Below are 16,834 nucleotides of genomic sequence, written 5' to 3' on the forward strand. Positions count from 1 at the left end.
AGCGAATGCTCGAAATTTTAGGAGGGAAACCATGAACATTTTTGTGTTAATGAAAAGAACCTTTGATACTGAAGAAAAAATCACGATTTCCGGCGGGAAAATCAATGAGGATGGAGCAGAGTTTATCATTAATCCTTATGATGAGTATGCCGTTGAAGAAGCTATCCAAGTCCGCGATGCCAATGGCGGAGAAGTAACTGTCATTTCCGTAGGCAATGAGGAAACTGAAAAGCAATTACGTACTGCGCTTGCAATGGGAGCTGACAAAGCTGTCCTTATTAATATTGAAGATGAAATTGAAATTGGCGATCAATTTACCACAGCAAAAATCCTCGCTGAATACTTAAAGGATAAAAATGCTGACTTGATTTTAGGTGGAAACGTTGCTATTGATGGCGGTTCCGGTCAAGTAGGTCCGCGTGTAGCTGAACTGCTTAATATTCCTTACGTTACAACTATTACTAAGCTTGAAATCAATGGAACTAAGGCAACTGTAACCCGTGATGTTGAAGGGGACTCTGAAGTAATTGAAACTAGCCTTCCATTGTTAGTGACTGCTCAACAAGGTTTAAATGAGCCACGCTACCCATCATTACCGGGAATTATGAAAGCGAAGAAGAAACCGCTAGATGAATTAGAATTGGATGATCTAGATCTTGAAGAAGAAGATGTAGAAGCAAAAACAAAAACAATTGAAATTTATTTGCCGCCTAAAAAAGAAGCCGGAAAGGTTCTCGCAGGCGATCTTTCTGATCAGGTAAAAGAACTTGTTCAACTTCTTCATACTGAAGCAAAAGTAATTTAATCGGTTTTTTTACAAAAAAGTTTGCAGGAGGTAAAGGGAATGTCTAGAAAAGTATTGGTATTAGGAGAAGTCCGTGAAGGATCATTACGTAACGTTTCTTTCGAAGCAATTGCTGCAGGAAAAACAGTTGCAGAGGGCGGGGAAGTTGTAGGAGTTTTAGTTGGCCAAACTGTAAGCGCTTTAGGTGCTGAATTAATCCAGTATGGCGCAGACCGTGTTGTGGTAGTTGAAGATGAAAAATTAACTCAATATACCTCTGACGGTTTTTCTCAAGCGCTTTTAGCTGTAATTGATCAGGAAAATCCGGAGGGCTTAGTTTTAGGGCACACAGCACTTGGTAAAGATTTATCACCTAGAATTGCCGGAAAACTTTCATCCGGTCTGATTTCAGATGCAACAGCTGTTGAATCAGCAGGCGGAAATATCGTTTTCACAAGACCTATCTATTCCGGAAAAGCATTTGAAAAGAAAATTGTAACGGACGGTTTAATTTTTGCAACCGTACGTCCTAACAATATTGCTCCACTTCAAAAAGATGAAAGCAAAACGGGTGAGGTGACATCCCTTTCAGTGGAAATTAAAGACCTGCGTGCCATCATTAAAGAGGTTGTTCGTAAAGCTAGCGAAGGCGTAGACCTTAGTGAAGCAAAAGTGGTAATCTCGGGCGGCCGCGGTGTAAAAAGTGCTGAAGGATTTGAGCCGTTAAAAGAATTGGCACAAGTATTGGGAGGAGCAGTCGGAGCTTCACGCGGTGCATGTGACGCTGATTATTGTGATTACTCGCTGCAAATCGGCCAAACCGGAAAGGTAGTAACACCTGACCTATACATTGCCTGCGGAATCTCCGGTGCGATTCAGCATTTAGCGGGGATGTCAAATTCTAAAGTCATTGTAGCAATCAATAAAGACCCTGAAGCAAACATCTTTAAAGTAGCTGACTATGGAATTGTCGGCGACTTATTTGAAGTAGTACCATTGTTAACTGAAGAGTTTAAAAAACTTAAAGTTCACTCATAATAAGAAGAGCTAAAAGAAAACGAGCGGTGGAAAATCCGCTCGTTTTTATTAGCTTCCGATTAGTGGTAACTCCGGCTTTAACATCTCGATTTTCCCAACAATCAAGGAGAATACTTGCGTGTTTTTCGGGAAAATTACATGCGAAACAAATTATTAGCATGATTTTACAATGGGTGATATACTTTCGTTAGTATTTCAGTATTAATTAGGAGGGTATTTCAAAATGGCTATTTCTCATGTAACAGATCAAAATTTCTCTGCTGAAACAGGTTCAGGCCTTGTACTTGCAGATTTCTGGGCACCATGGTGCGGACCTTGTAAAATGATAGCTCCCGTTCTTGATGAACTTGATTCAGAAATGGGAGATAAAGTTAAAATTGTTAAGCTGGATGTAGACGAGAACCAAGAAACCGCTGCAAAATACGGTGTCATGAGTATCCCCACATTATTAGTTTTTAAAAATGGTGAAGTCGTTGATAAAGTTGTCGGCTTTCAGCCAAAAGAAGCTTTAGCAGGTGTTTTAGAAAAACACGTGTAATTGATAGAGTGAATTCAAACCTTAGCTTGGAACTTTCCTGCTAAGGTTTTTATTTTCCAAAAGAGAGTACTTTTCTTTCCGACTCGTTTGTTTTAAAATTTTTAAAGATAAACATAAAAAACTTGGACGGAGTGGGTTGGCCGGAATGAATGAAACAATTAAGCAAAAGCTAACACTGTTACCTGATCAGCCTGGCTGCTATTTAATGAAAGACCGTCAGGGGACAATCATTTATGTGGGGAAAGCAAAGGTATTAAAAAACCGCGTTCGTTCCTATTTCACAGGTTCTCACGATGGTAAAACCTTACGGCTTGTAAATGAGATTGAAGACTTTGAATATATTGTTACCTCCTCGAATATAGAAGCACTTATTCTCGAATTAAATTTAATCAAGAAATACGACCCCAAATACAATATCATGCTGAAGGATGATAAAAGCTATCCGTTTATAAAACTTACCGCGGAACGGCATCCAAAGCTAATCATCACAAGGAAAGTGAAAAAAGATAAAGGCAAATATTTTGGTCCTTATCCGAATGTGGGGGCAGCCAATGAGACAAAAAAGCTGCTGGACCGACTTTATCCATTACGGAAATGCGCAACCCTACCGGATAGGGTGTGTTTATATTACCATTTAGGACAATGTCTCGCACCTTGTGTTAATGACATCCACGAAGAACAATATAAACAAATGACTGATGAAATTACCCGCTTTTTAAATGGCGGTTATAACGAAATAAAAAAAGATCTTACTGAGAAAATGAACAGTGCGGCTGAGGAATTAGATTTCGAGAGAGCTAAGGAATTTCGCGATAAAATCATCCATATTGAAACGATTATGGAAAAACAAAAGATAACGATGACGGATTTTACCGACCGTGATGTCTTTGGCTATGCCGTTGATAAAGGGTGGATGTGTGTCCAGGTCTTTTTTGTCCGTCAGGGGAAACTGATTGAAAGAGATGTTTCGACGTTTCCGATCTACAATGAACCGGAGGAAGAAATTTTAACCTTCTTGGGCCAGTTTTATTCGAAACCGATCCACTTTAAACCAAAGGAAATTCTAATTCAGGATGAAGTCGACCTGAATTTAACTGAGCAGCTTCTTGAGGTAAAAGTATTAAAGCCCCAGCGCGGACAGAAAAAAGACCTGGTTAAAATGGCTATTAAAAATGCCAAGATTGCCCTTAATGAGAAATTTTTGCTTATTGAAAAAGATGAAGAAAGAACAACAAAGGCGGTTGAAACATTAGGGAATATCCTTGGTATCTATACACCACATCGAATCGAGGCCTTTGATAATTCCAATATCCAAGGAACAGACCCTGTTTCGGCCATGGTTGTGTTTATTGATGGTAAGGCAAATAAACGGGAATACCGCAAGTATAAAATTAAATCGGTTCAGGGTCCGGATGATTATGAATCGATGCGGGAAGTTACGAGAAGAAGATACTCCAGAGCTTTGAAGGAAAATCTGCCGCTGCCTGATTTGATTATCATTGACGGCGGAAAAGGACATGTAGAGGCTGTAAGAGATGTCTTGGAAAATGAACTCGGTTTGGACATACCATTATCAGGACTTGTCAAAGATGAGAAACACCGGACATCGCAGTTGCTTTACGGTAATCCCTTGGAGATAGTTCCGTTAGCAAGAAACAGCCAGGAATTTTATTTGCTGCAAAGAATTCAGGATGAAGTCCATCGATTTGCGATTACCTTTCACAGGCAAATTCGCGGGAAAAGTGCTTTCCAATCCCTTCTGGATGATATTCAGGGAATTGGCGAAAAAAGAAAAAAATTATTATTAAAACAGTTTGGCTCTGTAAAAAAAATGAAGGAAGCCAGTATTGAAGAGTTTACGGCACTCGGAATCCCCGTCAATGTAGCAGAAGAATTAATAAATAAACTACGGACATAGTGATTGTCAGGAGAAACAGGCTATGTTATAATAGGTGAAAATTTAATTTACTATCACTTTTACGTGTTAAAGTGAAGGTAGAGGTGCGAGCTTCAAAAGTAAAGGTTCTGAGAAGGATGAGCTTCAAGGAAGAACTTTGAAAGGGAATGTTCGCCGAAGTGAAGAAAGCCTCATTTCTTTCTTTGCTGGTCCTGTATTGAATAAATGCCGGATTGTCAAGACGATTGTCTTGGAGAGCTATCTTACATTGTCTGCACAAATTTTTTTTGTGTTTTCCAAGCAATGAGATGCCCTCTCATTGCTTTTTTTGTTTTTTAGAGAAAACTAATGCTTAAGCATCAATTGAAAGAAGGGGAAACATCAATGGGATTAATAGTTCAAAAATTCGGTGGAACTTCCGTTGGAAGTGTTGAGAGAATTTTAAATGTAGCAGAATGTGTTAAGCAAGAAACGGAAAGAGGCAACAATGTTGTTGTCGTTGTTTCAGCAATGGGGAAATCAACAGACCAACTCGTAAAGCTAGCAAAGGAAATTTCTCCTCAGCCTGATAAAAGGGAAATGGATATGCTTTTAACGACCGGAGAACAGGTGACAATCGCTTTGTTGTCAATGGCGTTAAATCAAAAAGGACTGCAAGCCGTTTCTTTTACAGGTTGGCAGGCAGGAATCGTCACAGAACCTGTACATGGTAATGCCCGAATAACGAAGATTGATACTGTGGCAATTGAGAGTCAGATATCTGTCGGAAAGGTTGTGATTGTTGCCGGCTTCCAGGGAATCACGGAAAATGGTGAAATTACCACTCTTGGTCGCGGCGGATCAGACACAACTGCTGTAGCATTAGCAGCGGCATTAAAAGCAGATAAGTGCGATATCTATACCGACGTAACCGGGGTTTTCACAACAGACCCAAGGTTTATCAAAAAGGCACGCAAACTATTATCTGTCTCCTATGATGAAATGCTTGAACTGGCTAATTTGGGAGCAGGTGTGTTACATCCAAGAGCAGTTGAGTTTGCTAAAAATTATAATGTTCGGCTTGAAGTTCGCTCAAGCATGGAGAAAATTGAAGGAACAGTCATTGAGGGGGAAGCAACTATGGAACAAAATCTAGTGGTTCGCGGAGTGGCATTTGAAGAGGAAATTACCAAAGTAACTGTATTAGGCTTAGCCAATTCTTTAACAAGCCTATCAACCATCTTTACAACATTAGCCGGAAATCATATAAATGTTGATATTATCATTCAAAGCACAACAGAAGCAGAAACAGCAAATCTTTCCTTCTCTATTAAAACGGAAGATTTAATGGAAACCTTACGCGTTCTAGAAGATAATAAAGAATCTTTGAACTATGAGCAACTTGATGCCGAAAACAAATTAGCAAAAGTGTCAATTGTCGGCTCAGGAATGATCTCCAATCCAGGGGTAGCGGCAAGAATGTTCGAAGTCCTGGCAGCAAACAATATCCAAGTAAAAATGGTCAGCACATCAGAAATCAAAGTCTCAGCCGTCGTCGAAGAAAAAAACATGCTAAAAGCTGTAGAGGTCCTGCACGAAGCGTTCGGACTTTCACATAGTGCCTGACACCCTCAATGGACATTTTCACAAAAATGTCCACTGAGGGTGTACAAATCCAAAAAGAAAAGCTTTCATGTGGAGAGTCAATTCTCACATGAAAGCTTTATTCTTTTTACCTGTTTATACCTGATCTTTTGTATCCCATTTGACGGTGAATTGTACTTTGTTTGATTTTTTGACAGGGTGCTCAAAGGTTTCGGCAATGACTTCTTTCTGAAGTTCAAGTTGTTGCGCTAAAAATCCTGCTTCAAGTTGAAAAAAGTGTTCTGCTTTCGATTGGACACGCGACACGATGAGAGGGCTCATTAGTTCAAATTCCATTTCATTCTTATTTTCGCTTTTAATCTCTAACTGGCCCCATGAGGCTGAGGAGAAAAATTCAATTATTTCTTCATAAGAATGCAAAGGATATTTTCTCGCTATTCGCTTTCCGGCCCAGTAAAGGATTTCCGGAGTATCTTTGCCCAGAATCTCAGGTAAAACGGTTTCTCTGATTAATTCATAACCAAAGATTGAAATAGTTCTAGATTCATCTGAATTGATATCACGTTCTATAACTGTACTATCTTTCAAAAGTCTCCCCTCTTTCTATCATTCTATTATATACAATTTGTTTTTTTTTTCATTACAGTTTTTTCGACAAATCGAAAAAAGAAATTTTACTGAAATTTTGTTATGTTACAATACCTTATTATGTTTTTCATTATACCTATGTTTCCCGTTTAATGAAGTAATTTTTCTTTCTGGTTGTTGGTAAATAATTGTATCATGATTGTTCTTTTCTTCAATGAAAAACGCTTTGCATTTTGTGATTTTACCAGTATTTTATAATATCAATATATTTAAAAAACTAAATAATAATATATACTTTTGTGTATACGTTTTCTTGACGCTATATGTCGATGGGAGTAAAATGGACATGTCACATAATTGTCACAGTGATGCTAGGTTTATTAAAACTTTTGAAAAGGGTACATTAAAAAGGAAAACCTTAACATCATGTTTACAAATTAAAGGGGGGTATAAAATGGCGGGTAATCGAGAGTTTTTTTATCGAAGATGGCATTCATTGCTGGGTGTCATTCCAATTGGCTTATTTCTGATCGTGCACCTTACAGTCAATCATTATGCAACAGGGGGAGTAGAATCTTTTAACAAGGCAGCAAATTTCATGGAGAGTCTGCCGTATCTGAAAGTCCTGGAAATTGTATTAATTTTCTTACCATTATTATATCATGCAATCTATGGACTATATATTGCTTTTACTGCTAAAAACAATACTGGCAGATATGGCTTTTTTAGAAACTGGATGTTCCTGCTGCAGCGCATAACGGGTGTAATAACACTTATCTTTTTGGCATGGCATGTTTGGGAAACACGTATAGCTATGGCATTTGGTACAGCACTTAACTTCCAAATGATGCAAAATATTTTGTCTTCACCTTTCATGTTTGGTTTTTATTTAGTCGGAATCCTGTCAGCAATTTTCCACTTCTCAAACGGGTTATGGTCATTCATGGTAAGCTGGGGAATTACAGTAACGCCACGTTCGCAAGTGATTTCTACATACGTGACAATTGTAATTTTCGTTCTGTTGTCCATTATTGGAATACAAGCACTTATAGCTTTTGTTTAATAACTGATAAATTTGTCGAACGGAAAAATTTTGGATTTTTTGGATTAAGGGAGTGAGTCACGATGAGTAAAGGCAAGGTGATTATAGTCGGCGGCGGTTTAGCTGGCTTAATGGCAACGATAAAAGTTGCAGAACATGGAACACCGGTAGAATTATTTTCTCTTGTTCCGGTTAAACGTTCTCACTCTGTTTGTGCCCAAGGTGGTATTAATGGAGCTGTTAATACAAAAGGTGAAGGGGATTCCCCATGGATTCACTTTGATGATACGATTTATGGCGGCGACTTCTTAGCGAATCAGCCTCCTGTCAAAGCAATGTGCGATGCTGCACCGTTTATTATTAATTTATTTGACCGGATGGGTGTTATGTTTAACCGTACGCCTGAAGGATTATTAGACTTCCGTCGTTTCGGCGGCACTCAGCACCACAGGACTGCTTTTGCAGGTGCTACGACCGGTCAGCAATTGCTATATGCATTAGATGAGCAAGTTCGCCGTCATGAAGTAGATGGTTTGGTTACCAAATATGAAGGCTGGGAGTTCTTGGGCGCAGTAGTGGATGACGATGGCGTATGCCGCGGAATCGTTGCGCAAGACTTAAAAACCATGGAAATTAAGTCGTTTGCGGGGGATGCTGTTATCATGGCAACCGGCGGACCCGGAATCATTTTCGGTAAGTCGACGAACTCTATTATTAATACAGGTTCTGCAGCGTCTATCGTCTATCAACAGGGTGCTCATTATGCAAACGGCGAAATGATTCAAATCCATCCTACTGCCATCCCTGGTGATGATAAACTGCGCTTAATGAGTGAATCAGCGCGTGGTGAAGGCGGCCGGGTTTGGACCTATAAAGACGGTAAACCATGGTACTTCCTGGAAGAAAAATATCCTGCCTATGGAAACCTTGTACCACGTGATATAGCTACACGTGAAATTTTTGATGTTTGTGTCAATCAAAAATTGGGTGTAAACGGTGAAAACATGGTTTTCCTTGATTTATCACACAAGGATCCACATGAATTGGATGTAAAACTTGGCGGAATTATTGAGATTTATGAAAAATTCGTGGGTGATGATCCTCGGAAAGTTCCAATGAAAATATTCCCTGCTGTACACTATTCCATGGGTGGACTATGGGTTGATTATGACCAGATGACTAGTATCCCGGGTCTATTTGCTGCCGGAGAATGTGATTATTCTCAGCACGGTGCGAACCGTCTAGGTGCCAATTCCTTGCTTTCAGCAGTATTCGGAGGAATGGTTGCAGGTCCAAATGTTGTCAAATATATCGAAGGACTTGAAAAGAGTTCAGAAGCTGTTTCTTCTTCAGTTTTTGACCGCCATGTTAAAGATCAGGAAGAAAAGTGGAACTCCATCATGACCTTAAATGGAACGGAAAATGCTTATGTTCTTCATAAAGAGCTTGGCGAATGGATGACAGATAATGTTACGGTTGTCCGCTACAATGACAGGCTATTAAAGACGGATGGAAAAATCCAGGAGCTATTAGAACGCTACAAACATATAAACATTAATGATACTGCTAAATGGAGCAACCAGGGAGCAGCCTTTACAAGACAATTACAAAATATGCTGCAATTGGCACGTGTCATTACGCTTGGTGCTTACAATCGTAATGAGAGCCGCGGTGCTCACTATAAACCTGAGTTTCCTGAACGGAATGACGAGGAATTCTTAAAAACAACAATGGCGAAATTTGTTGATTCTAATACTGCTCCAGCTTTCCATTATGAGGATGTAGATATATCCTTACTTAAGCCACGGAAGCGCGATTATACTACAAAGCACTAGAAGAAAGGGGAGTAGGAAAAAATGGCTGAAAATAAAACAGTTAAATTTATTATTCAACGTCAGGATAACGAAAATTCTGCCCCTTATGAGGAGGAATTTGAAGTTCCATATCGCCCGGGTATGAACGTTATTTCGGCTTTAATGGAAGTTCGCAGAAACCCTGTAAATGCAAAAGGACAAGCTTCAACTCCAATCACATGGGATATGAACTGTCTGGAAGAGGTTTGCGGTGCTTGCTCAATGATTATCAATGGCAAACCGCGCCAATCTTGTTCGGCGCTTGTCGATCAGCTTGAACAGCCGATCCGATTAGCACCAATGAGTACATTCCCGGTTGTCCGTGATCTTCAAGTGGACCGCAGCAGAATGTTTGATGCCTTAAAGAAAGTAAAAGCATGGATTCCAATCGATGGAACGTATGACTTAGGACCCGGTCCGCGTATGCCCGAAACAAAACGTCAATGGGCTTATGAGCTTTCTAAATGTATGACTTGTGGTGTTTGCCTTGAGGCTTGCCCAAATGTCAATAGTAAATCAAACTTTATTGGTGCCCAGCCGCTTTCCCAAGTTCGTCTTTTCAATGCACATCCAACTGGTGCAATGAATAAGGCTGAACGTTTAGCTGCAATTATGGAAGACGGTGGACTTACCGATTGCGGGAACTCACAAAACTGTGTACAATCGTGTCCAAAAGGTATTCCATTGACGACCTCGATTGCCGCATTAAACCGTGATACGACCATCCAGGCATTTAGAAACTTCTTCGGAAGTGATCATGCATAGAAAAGCGGAATTGCCCGTTTAGCGCACGATAGGGCTGGACCGCTCCGTATAAGATAAAGGAGACACGAATCGTGTTTTTTGCGATTTGATGTTGACGTATCGAGGAGGAGAGGGAAGTCCACTAGTCGCTGGGCGATGGAGCTAGACATTTATCGAAGTTCAAATATTATTCTTTGTTTCAAAAAAGCCTTCTTTTCGATAGTGGAAAAGAAGGTTTTTTCTTCGTGAGTGCGAATTTAAGTGACAACACACGCAAGAAGAGTTAATTTTAACTACCTGTTACCCTTTTCATTATGTAGGAAACGCTCCAAAACGGTATATTATATATACTAAGCCTAAATAATATTTGACTGCCTTTAAAGTTCCTATTCCACTCGTAGGGACTTTTTTATTTTTTGTTTGCCAATATGGACTAAGTAAATAAGGACCATAAAAAAATTTAATTTAAAAAATGAACATTTTTTTACAAATTCATTATCCTTGAAGCAAATATAGTCACTTCATATGTATTGTTCACATATGATATGGTGACTAAATATATACCCACCCCACGGTTCATAACTGGCGAAGGCAAGGAGGGTCACAATACTTGAAGGAGAATGATTATACTCACAAGCCGTTACTCACCAAACGTGAAAGAGAAGTATTCGAACTGTTAGTACAAGACAAAACAACTAAGGAAATCGCTGGTGAATTATTTATAAGCGAAAAAACGGTTCGAAATCATATTTCAAATGTAATGTAGTTTGAATGCATAACTGTAAAACGCACTCAAGTCAAGGGGTGCGCTTTTTTTCTGTAACTTTTTATTTGTTTTGTGCGCATAGAAAAATCCCTCAGTCATATTGTGAAGTAAGAGGTGAATAATCATTAAGAAGCAGCAACCATTAGACCAAGAATTATTATCCCTTTACGATTCATTCACTGATGAACTTGGGATGCTCTGGATATTCAGCGAGAAAGAAAAAAGATTTATTTGGGTAGGAGATGCACCATGATGTATCCGTATCTGGAAGATGAGACCAACAGTCAAAGCATTCATTTAGACCACAGGGGGAAATTGTGGCTAAGAGAGGGCTCTACGATAAACAGACTCCTCTAACCTGTTTGGGAGTATAAATAAATACAGTTTATATAACAAGTCCTCTTTTCCATAGAGGATTTTTTGATGTTCCTGTCGAAATAAGGATGTCTAGCAGACTAAAGGAGGAACACCAATGGAAGAACGTTCATTTGCTCGGTATATAAAATGGATAGAGAACGGAGCAGGAATAGTAACCCTTCATGCAACAGCCAAAGGATCAAAAGAGGAAAAAAAGAGATTTGTGGAATTGGCTTGTGCTAAAGAAATAGATGTTGATTATAGAGGTATCCTATTTGAATTAAGTGATAAAGAGGAACAAGTTAGTTTATATAAACTGCTTCTTGGAACAAAAGAAGAACAAAAAGACATGAAAGAAAAAATCCAATATGAAATAGATGAAAAGAATGCGAAGGCGGAAAAAGAATACAAGGAACAAATTCAGAAAGAGATCTTTTATAATATTTCTGAAGGTAATGGACCAAATGGGTCACATTATTATGTAAGTATCGGAAAAGCTGAAAATCTTGGACAGATGATAGGTATAGGAGACAGTTACCAAATAGTTCCCAAAGGTAGAGATAGTACGTTTTTTAATACCCTAGAGGAAGCAAAACATTATATAAAAGAAATGAAAACAACAAAATATCCATCATTAAAAAAATGGTAAAGGGAATTTCCCTTTACCATTTTGTGTTTATGACCTTAGTAGAATTTCGGGAGGTACATTCTTGGTGTTAAAGGAGTATTCATAACTCTTCAGGGCAAAAATCAGTCGTCTCTCCAGCTCCAGTATTTCAGTCTTTTCCCAGTTTGGCGTCTCCACAAGCTGTACGAACTCCAATTCGTTCCCTTTGTTAAATGCCTTCTGTAACCCTTCTGAGATGTGTTTGTGATTCTTCAAATGATGAATGTGATTCAAGACCCTCAAATAGCATGAACTTGAACTTGCACCAACATAATACTTTCGTTCATCACGGTCGCAAATCATATAAATGCCAGGTTTATCTGAAATCATCAAATGCTTGTATCATCCTCCTGTCGGTATACTTCCCATCAATTAAGAAAATATACCTAATTTTGTAAATTAATTTCTAAAAAAAATGTTAATTTTTAAATTTACTATTTGGACAGCCGATTTTTGATGATAGACTACCAGTGAAAATAAATATCAAGGGAGTAAAAAACATGAAAAGTAAAGTATTTGAAAATGATGAGGAAATGTTTATAGAGGAAGAGGAGTTTTTTGGGGGAGATGAAGATAAAGAATTTGAAGAGATATTTCAGAAGTGGAAAGACCTTGGGAAGGTTCCTGAAAACGAAGATGATAAAGATGATGCGTATTATACAGCTTTCTGTGAATTTATTATAGAATATGGAAAACAGTTCAATTAGAAAAAATTGGATTTTAAAGTAGCCTTTATGGCTACTTTTTTAGTATTGTGTACCAAAATATATACTTCAATGAAAAAATCTAGATCTACATCGATATAAACATAAATAAAGAAGGATAATTTTACCTTTTTTGTGGAAAACTAACTTAGCAAACTTTATTATTAATATAAAGCAATTTTTATAATTTATAAACTAAAAAGAAAGAGGTAACATTATTTATGGGTCCAAAGGATGATGGGATTAAAAGAAATGGGAATAAGTTTTCGGAAAATGAAAAAGAATTCTTAATAAATATAGAAAACTTTATTGATTCGATAAAAAAAGAGTTTGATTTTTTCATATTAGTAAATGAAAACAATTATGAGGCACTGAATAAACCAGATTCTTTTATTAAAATGATTGCTCCAATGAATAACAAAAAAATTGACACGTTAGAACTTTATCTCGATTCTGAAGTTATTAAACTAGTTGAGGTTTTAGAATTACTTAATGCCGTAAATTATATATACCATAAAGCAACAAGGGCTTTAGGGTTTAATCCCTCCGACTTTCCACTTGAGTTAACGAAAATAGAAAAAGGTTCTTTGATAGTATGGTTAAGAGGGAAAAAGGATGCAATAATGCTAACCGCTACAATTATTCAAGCAATCCTTGCAGGCGCTACTTTCGGATATGAGTTATGGAAAGACCATTACAAACAAAATGCACCAATGGTACAGTGTTCTGTACCAACTGAAGTTTTTATAAAAGGCAAAAAACTTAGTGATAATTTTAATATGGAATATGAGTGTAATACAAGTGAAAAAACTAATACTATTAAATTTAAGGTTAGTAGTAAAGAAGTGGTAAATAAAAACGATATTAAAACTTATACTGTGAGAGAAGGAGATACTTTAAGTTCAATTGCAATAGAACAAAATATTGATCTAAACACTCTTTTACAGGATAATAATTTAAAACTTGGTGATATTATTATGCCAGGTCAAAAATTAAAAATTAACAAAAAATAGGAAGAAGATAATCTAATGTATTAGGAAAAGAGGAGAATACATTGATTCTTAGGCATGTAACTAGAAATACAGCCTTACCAAGCATAATTAAGAGTGATTGTTTAGATCCAGAATTTCTTCAAAGGGAACATGATAGGGGCCATATATCCTTTGAACTTAACCCTAAAACAGAATTATTGACTAAGTATTTCCATGTAATTAAGGGGTGGAATCAAGATGAACCCTTTGAATTACTTTTTGATGGTGAAGAGCTTCTTCAAGATAATTATGAAATTCTTCATAGTATAGAGGGGATAAAATTCAACAAAGAGGTAGATATTGGATGGAAATTAAGGGATGCTAAAATTCCTTACCTCAAAGAGGATGTAGATAACATCGAATATTGTTTTATAAAAGGCAAAGTACAATTAAAGTATCTGACCGAAGAATCCAAACGTAAGCTTAGTGAATGGGCGGATAAAAATATCTAGTAAAAATAAGCACTTCCAAAGGAAGTGCTTATTTTTACTAGATTACCAATTTATAGTTGCCAAAACATAGGGTGAAACAGCTAACCAAATATTATAATAAGGCTGATTTAATGCGGTGTTCAAGGTATTATTAATACCAATAGAAGCAAATTTAATGAAGGGGAATAAAGAGATGAATCAAAGAATTGAGGAAAAATTAAAACAAATCGAGGATACAGATTACTTTGAATATATCTTTGAGGCTGGAAGCATGTTTCAAGAAGTTATTCATTTATCCGAAGAATATAAAGAGCCTAAAGTAAAAAAGATGGCAGAAACTGAAATTAAACTATTAAATATAAATGTCTATACCCCAATGATTTATACAAATTATATTTCTCGATTTGATAAAAGAATTATTGAACAATGTTCCGTTTCACAGGAAGAAATTTTATACTTTGAGGGTAGATTAAAAGAGAGTTTAAACATTTTTTTAAAATGTAGATATGCAGATTTCTTATATGAATATGGACAAGGCATCTGCTCTATAAATAAGTATCAAATTGGTACCTATTTAGTTAGTTTTATGTTAAAAACAGCTAGATTACATTTTAATCATGAGAACCCAATTAATTGTTTGGAAGATTCTGCCCGTGCAGTTTTTGTATCATTACAACTAAAGAATAAGGTAATGATTGATGAATGTAACAATTTCTTATTTGAACTTCTGTTAAATTTTGAGGGAAGCAATTTAAGATGGGTTTTAGAGCTAGCCGAAATTTTCCATAATATCCTACTTAGTCCATTAAAGTCCTCCCTAGACAATGATAAAAGACAGCTCGTTTTAGAAAAATTGGAACAGGCTCGTAGTTATTATTGGGAAAATAAAGAGCATCATTTACACCGTTCAGTCTGTGGAGAATTAATTGAATGGGCAAAAGTGAATAAAATGAATGAAAAAATTACGATGAAGTATATAAAAGAAATTGGGGCCTCTTATGAAGAAGAAGCGGAACACCAACAAGGTAGGGAAGAAAAAAGTGAAATCGTAAAAGCTTCGTTTTTGGAAAAAGCATTGCAGCACTATATGAATTACGGAATTAGTGAAAAATTTGACCCACTAAAAATACAGATTAAGGCTTCGTATGAAAACGCAGTGTCTCAAGGTGAATTTAAATTAATGTCTTCATCAGTGAAAATTTCACAAGAGGAGATAGACAGAGAAATACAACCGTATTTAAATGTGCCTTTAGACGAAGCTTTATTACATTTTGCAAGAGAAATTAGCTTTATTCCTAACGTAAGTCAAATAGAAGAAAATACCAAAAAACAAATGAAGGAATCATTTTCGCTTAGAAATTTTTTTGGGGGGTCAGTGGTTTCCGATGGTAAGAAAATTTTTCAAACAGTTGATGATCAAGACACATTTAAAATAAATTTCAATCAGTATTATATGATGGCAATGGAAATCATAGCGAATGTAATTATGGTACCACTTTTCGAAAGATTAGTTGATAAAGGACTAAGTGCTACTCATATTATAAATTTATTAAAATTTTGGGGGTACATTGACGAACAAAGTGGGGTGTTTATTAAGATTGGAATTGAAAAGTTCTTCGAAAGGGACTACATAAGTTCAATGCATATCTTAGTACCACAACTGGAAGCACTGGTTAGAAACTTTTTTGGTAGTATTGGTTATGCTACAACAGTAATCAAGAAGGGAACTGTACAACAAGAACAAACCTTTAATGAATTCTTGGAACGTAAGGATATTAAAGAATCCATGCCAAAAGAAGTACATAAATATTTGGTAATGTTAATGGTAGAGCAAACAGGGTGCAATTTTAGAAACAAAATTGCACATGGATTAATTCATCCAGCGGAGTGTAATAAAACGAATAATATGCTTATTCTTCATTTTTATTTGCTAATGACCAACTTCAAATTAGAAGTAGATGCTTAATGAAGAACCGTCCTGGTTATTGCTCATTTGGACCAAATCGGAAATGATGAGCTAAATAAAAAATACACGTGACTGTACGTTCAAAACGTACAGTTTTTTGATAGATAAAATGCAAAGGACGAGAGATTCATTCAGGTTTTCCTTTAACGAATTCTTTTCCATTTATCTGTGGATTTATCATTTTCCAGGGTGTTATTATACCGACGGCAAAATAAAAATTGAAATTTGGGCAGGTTTTGAAAGTCAAATTTTCCCGATATAGTCGATAAACACAAGTGGAGTCAAAAAAAAGGTTGTCATTTGGGAAATACTGGTTATTATTTAAATGTGTACAACACAAAGTAAGTCCTTTGAAGACTGAACATCCTTATTGCAACTTCGAAAAAAAGAACACATTTGGTGTTCCCATTTGCGTTTCTACAAAAATTCGAATGCAATAAGCTATGACATTATGATGGATAAGCATTATGGACGAAAGTCTAATTCAGCAGGAGAGCTGATTTTTCAACAATTGTTGAATTGTATGTAAATGATTTGGTTTTAAAAATAAACGGTTAAAAATTTCCCAAAGAAACAAAAAAGAAAACGCCAGGTTCTAGTAACCATGACGGGCTGGAAACTTTTTTAAAAAATTCCGATACGTCAAATAAACCTTGTATCTTAGATGCTGCGTGAAAAACGTACATCAAGAACATGCGGAACATATGTAAGTAGGATAGTTAGAGTTTCCGTAAAACTTACAAAGGGAAGTAGGTGCTGCTTCTAAAATAGGCATATTGCAATCATGGGAAGTTGCAATGAAAGATTAATCACAACTGAAAATAATAAAAATTCAGCGGAATCA

16 protein-coding genes, 1 pseudogene and 1 riboswitch are annotated in these 16,834 nt (G+C 36.7%); of the genes and pseudogenes, 15 read left to right on the plus strand and 2 right to left on the minus strand.

All coding sequences use genetic code 11. From position 1 onward, the window contains the following. The first annotated feature begins 31 nt into the window (after positions 1–31). The 5 genes from J2S10_RS00935 to J2S10_RS00955 all read left to right on the plus strand — a co-directional run bounded on the left by J2S10_RS00935 (position 32) and on the right by J2S10_RS00955 (position 5,862). The gene (locus J2S10_RS00935) at positions 32–805 is read left to right on the plus strand and encodes an electron transfer flavoprotein subunit beta/FixA family protein (RefSeq protein ID WP_307403738.1); all 774 of its coding nucleotides are present in this window, start codon (positions 32–34) and stop codon (positions 803–805) included. A 39-nt stretch (positions 806–844) separates the two neighbouring features. Continuing rightward, positions 845–1,822, plus strand: a complete 978-nt coding sequence (locus J2S10_RS00940) for an electron transfer flavoprotein subunit alpha/FixB family protein (RefSeq protein WP_307403739.1) — start codon at positions 845–847, stop codon at positions 1,820–1,822. 223 nt (positions 1,823–2,045) lie between these two features. Beyond that, the gene (trxA, locus tag J2S10_RS00945; protein ID WP_307403740.1) at positions 2,046–2,360 is read left to right on the plus strand and encodes a thioredoxin; all 315 of its coding nucleotides are present in this window, start codon (positions 2,046–2,048) and stop codon (positions 2,358–2,360) included. 145 nt (positions 2,361–2,505) lie between these two features. Then, the gene (uvrC, locus tag J2S10_RS00950) at positions 2,506–4,278 is read left to right on the plus strand and encodes an excinuclease ABC subunit UvrC (protein WP_307403743.1); all 1,773 of its coding nucleotides are present in this window, start codon (positions 2,506–2,508) and stop codon (positions 4,276–4,278) included. 70 nt (positions 4,279–4,348) lie between these two features. Next, positions 4,349–4,526: riboswitch (Lysine riboswitch) on the plus strand. Between the two features lie 115 nt (positions 4,527–4,641). Continuing rightward, positions 4,642–5,862, plus strand: a complete 1,221-nt coding sequence (locus tag J2S10_RS00955) for an aspartate kinase (RefSeq protein WP_307403745.1) — start codon at positions 4,642–4,644, stop codon at positions 5,860–5,862. A gap of 114 nt (positions 5,863–5,976) precedes the next feature. Here J2S10_RS00955 and J2S10_RS00960 read toward each other — a convergent pair whose 3' ends face one another. Continuing rightward, entirely contained in the window at positions 5,977–6,429 is a 453-nt protein-coding gene (locus J2S10_RS00960; protein ID WP_307403747.1) for a YslB family protein, read from the minus strand. 454 nt (positions 6,430–6,883) lie between these two features. Here J2S10_RS00960 and J2S10_RS00965 point away from each other — a divergent pair, with 454 nt between their 5' ends. The 6 genes and pseudogenes from J2S10_RS00965 (at position 6,884) to J2S10_RS00990 (ending at position 11,840) form a co-directional block, all read left to right on the plus strand. After that, positions 6,884–7,492: a succinate dehydrogenase cytochrome b558 subunit gene (locus J2S10_RS00965; RefSeq protein WP_307403749.1), complete on the plus strand. Its 609-nt coding sequence runs from the start codon at positions 6,884–6,886 to the stop codon at positions 7,490–7,492. A gap of 62 nt (positions 7,493–7,554) precedes the next feature. Then, positions 7,555–9,306: a succinate dehydrogenase flavoprotein subunit gene (sdhA, locus tag J2S10_RS00970; RefSeq protein ID WP_307403751.1), complete on the plus strand. Its 1,752-nt coding sequence runs from the start codon at positions 7,555–7,557 to the stop codon at positions 9,304–9,306. Between the two features lie 21 nt (positions 9,307–9,327). After that, positions 9,328–10,089 (plus strand): succinate dehydrogenase iron-sulfur subunit, encoded by a 762-nt coding sequence (sdhB, locus tag J2S10_RS00975; protein ID WP_307403753.1) that lies wholly within the window; start codon positions 9,328–9,330, stop codon positions 10,087–10,089. Between the two features lie 244 nt (positions 10,090–10,333). Next, a pseudogene (locus tag J2S10_RS00980) lies at positions 10,334–10,432 on the plus strand (class D sortase); the annotation flags it as partial. 246 nt (positions 10,433–10,678) lie between these two features. Continuing rightward, complete coding sequence (locus tag J2S10_RS00985) at positions 10,679–10,834, plus strand: helix-turn-helix domain-containing protein (RefSeq protein WP_307403754.1); 156 nt, start codon at positions 10,679–10,681, stop codon at positions 10,832–10,834. Between the two features lie 472 nt (positions 10,835–11,306). Beyond that, positions 11,307–11,840, plus strand: a complete 534-nt coding sequence (locus J2S10_RS00990) for a hypothetical protein (RefSeq protein ID WP_307403756.1) — start codon at positions 11,307–11,309, stop codon at positions 11,838–11,840. A 27-nt stretch (positions 11,841–11,867) separates the two neighbouring features. Here the strand turns inward: J2S10_RS00990 and J2S10_RS27365 are convergent, their stop codons facing one another. Continuing rightward, positions 11,868–12,188, minus strand: coding sequence for a GIY-YIG nuclease family protein (locus J2S10_RS27365; RefSeq protein WP_370876149.1), 321 nt, complete (start codon positions 12,186–12,188; stop codon positions 11,868–11,870). A gap of 170 nt (positions 12,189–12,358) precedes the next feature. On the opposite strand from J2S10_RS27365, the gene J2S10_RS00995 reads away from it, so the two are divergent. From J2S10_RS00995 to J2S10_RS01010, 4 genes are all read left to right on the plus strand, one after another. Continuing rightward, on the plus strand, positions 12,359–12,565 hold the full coding sequence (locus J2S10_RS00995) for a hypothetical protein (protein WP_307403758.1): 207 nt from the start codon (positions 12,359–12,361) through the stop codon (positions 12,563–12,565). 218 nt (positions 12,566–12,783) lie between these two features. After that, a complete protein-coding gene (locus J2S10_RS01000) occupies positions 12,784–13,575 on the plus strand; it encodes a LysM peptidoglycan-binding domain-containing protein (protein ID WP_307403760.1) in 792 nt (263 codons plus the stop codon). Positions 13,576–13,616: 41 nt separating this feature from the next. After that, positions 13,617–14,045, plus strand: coding sequence for a hypothetical protein (locus J2S10_RS01005; RefSeq protein ID WP_307403762.1), 429 nt, complete (start codon positions 13,617–13,619; stop codon positions 14,043–14,045). A gap of 172 nt (positions 14,046–14,217) precedes the next feature. Continuing rightward, a complete protein-coding gene (locus tag J2S10_RS01010) occupies positions 14,218–15,990 on the plus strand; it encodes a DUF4209 domain-containing protein (protein WP_307403764.1) in 1,773 nt (590 codons plus the stop codon). Positions 15,991–16,834: the final 844 nt, after the last annotated feature.

The organism is Neobacillus ginsengisoli (genome assembly GCF_030813055.1).